The following is a 541-nucleotide window of genomic DNA, read 5'->3' on the forward strand; positions in this document are numbered from 1 at the left end:
CTGCAGGACAGGTGCGGCGATCGGCGCGTCGGTGGCGATGAAGGAGAGCATCGTCGCCATGTCGGGCGCGATCATGCCGGCGCCCTTGGAAATGCCGTTGATGGTGACATCGGTGTCGCCGAGCTTGACGGTCGCGGTCGCCACTTTCGGATAGGTATCCGTGGTCATGATCGCCTTTGCCGCTTCGGTCCACAGCTCGGGCTTGCCCTTGCTGACCAGCCCCGCGAGCAGATGGCTGAATTTGCTGGTGTCGAGCGGCTCGCCGATGACGCCGGTCGAGGCCATGAAAACCTCCGCTGCCGTGCAGCCGGCCGCCTTCGCCGCCGCCTCGCCGGTCAGTGCGGTCGACTCGCGGCCCTTCTTGCCGGTGAAGGCATTGGCGTTGCCGGAATTGACGACCAGCACCCGCGCCTTGCCCGCGCCGAGATTCTGCCGGCAGAAATCGACCGGCGCCGAGGGGCATTTCGATTTCGTGAACACGCCGGCGACCGCAGTGCCTTCATCGAAGACCATGGTCAAAAGATCGGTGCGGCCCTTGTAC

At 65.2% G+C, this 541-nt stretch carries 1 protein-coding gene; it reads right to left on the reverse strand.

The window, feature by feature from the left end:
- Positions 1 to 541 (reverse strand): bifunctional ornithine acetyltransferase/N-acetylglutamate synthase (locus ENZ74_RS33845; RefSeq protein WP_206522415.1); only part of this gene is annotated, 541 nt, incomplete at both ends.

It is taken from the genome of Mesorhizobium sp. M7A.F.Ca.CA.002.15.2.1 (genome assembly GCF_003998715.1).
GTDB classification, from domain to species: domain Bacteria; phylum Pseudomonadota; class Alphaproteobacteria; order Rhizobiales; family Rhizobiaceae; genus Mesorhizobium; species Mesorhizobium ciceri.